The following is a 1921-nucleotide window of genomic DNA, read 5'->3' on the forward strand; positions in this document are numbered from 1 at the left end:
GAAGTGCCAAGCAATGAAGCAACAAGTGAAGCACTATCAAAAGAACATAGTTCAGACAATTCGATATCAAATCCAGAGGTTAACTCTGAGGTAATAAACAATTCTAAACAAGAAACAGATAATGACAAATCATCTACTTCTAATGAGGATAATTATGTAACTTATGCAGCGCCAACTACATCAACAAACACACGCTCAGTTGATTCACCTTCTGGGGGTTCGTCTGATAATTCACAAGCTCAGAAGCAAGGAAAAAATGTTAATGATTCAATTAAGGTCAATTCAGTAGATATTGATAAAGATTATGTTGAACCGAACAATGGGCATAGTTTTTCAACAAGTGTATCATTCGAAGTGGATGGTAAAGTCAATAAAGGCGACTACTTTACAGTAGATATGCCGGAATATGCTGATTTCAATGGTATTGCAGACTATAAAGCAGCAAACAATAAAATTTATCCTACTATCAATGATGGGGAGCAAGTTGTAGCAAATGGTGTTTATGATACAGAAACTAAAAAATTAGTGTACACATTTACTGACTATGTAAATAAAAAAGAGAATATTAAAGGACAATTTGAAATTCCACAATTTATTGATAGAAAAAATGCTAAAACAAGTGGAGATTATGACTTAATTTATAATGTTGCAGATAAAACTGTTACTAAACCAATAGAGGTTGTTTATAACAACTACAATGAGGGGCATGTAATTGCTAATGCTAGTTCATTGATTACTAAAGCTGATTTGTTTAACGTAGGATCACATGATTATACTCAATATATCTATGTAAATCCAAAATCTGAAGATAGCTATAATACACGCTTAACAATTCAAGGCTATCAAGAGGATGTAAATGATAGTAGTACTTTATTAAATCCAGACTACTCTAACATTGAAATATTAGATGCTAAATCTTCAGACAATGTTACTCCAAGTTTCTATGTTAATGAAAAAGACCTTGAAAATGTCACTGATCAATATAAGATTGATCAAATAGGTGATAAGAAAGCACAAATTGACTTTGGGCATATCGATCATCCATATATCGTTAAAGTTACATCTAAAATTGATTCAAACTCTAGCAAAGATTTACGTACACGTGTAATCATGGAAAATGAGAATGCTGAAGGTACAACTGATTTTTATGCTCATGATAATACTGTTGAACGATTAGGCGCAAATGGGGTTGCTAGAGGAGATGAAAAACTTTATAACTTAGGAGACTATGTATGGGAAGATACAAATAAAAATGGTATCCAAGATGATGAGGAAAGAGGCATAGAAGGAGTAGAAGTTTCACTTACGCGTCCTAACGGCACTATAGAAACTACAAAGACAGATTCTGAAGGTAAATATGAATTTAAAGATTTACCTAATGGTAACTATGTTATTAATTTTAAAACGCCAGAAGGATACACAGCAACAAAAGCTTATCAAGGTACTAACTCTGAAGTGGATTCAAATGGTTTAAGTACTGTTGGAGTAATTCAAGATGGGGATAACTGGACGCTAGATAGTGGCTTCTATAAGACAACTTCTAAATATAGTTTAGGTGACTATGTATGGTTTGATTCAAATAAAGATGGTTATCAAGATGAAAATGAAAAAGGAATTCAAGGTGTAAAAGTTACTTTAAAAGATAGTGAAGGTAACGTATTAAAAACAACTGAAACTGATGAAAATGGTAAGTATCGTTTTGATGAATTAGATAGTGGAGATTACATAGTTCATTTTGATAAACCAGAGGGTCTTACTCAAACATCAACTAACTCAGGTAATGATGATGCTAAAGATGCTGATGGTGAAGAAGTTCATGTAACAATTACTGATCACGATGATTTCACTATAGATAATGGCTACTTTGAAGACAGCGAATCAACAAGCGAATCAGATTCAGATAGTGAGTCAACAAGCGAAT

Annotated in this window: 1 protein-coding gene; it reads left to right on the forward strand. The window is 32.7% G+C overall.

All coding sequences use genetic code 11. The features are described 5' to 3' along the window. A partial coding sequence (locus tag HMPREF2576_RS03340; protein ID WP_218117643.1) for an SdrD B-like domain-containing protein occupies window positions 1-1921 on the forward strand: 1921 nt, incomplete at both ends.

Origin of the sequence: Staphylococcus sp. HMSC063F05 (assembly GCF_001837075.1) — a bacterium.
Taxonomy (GTDB): domain Bacteria; phylum Bacillota; class Bacilli; order Staphylococcales; family Staphylococcaceae; genus Staphylococcus; species Staphylococcus epidermidis.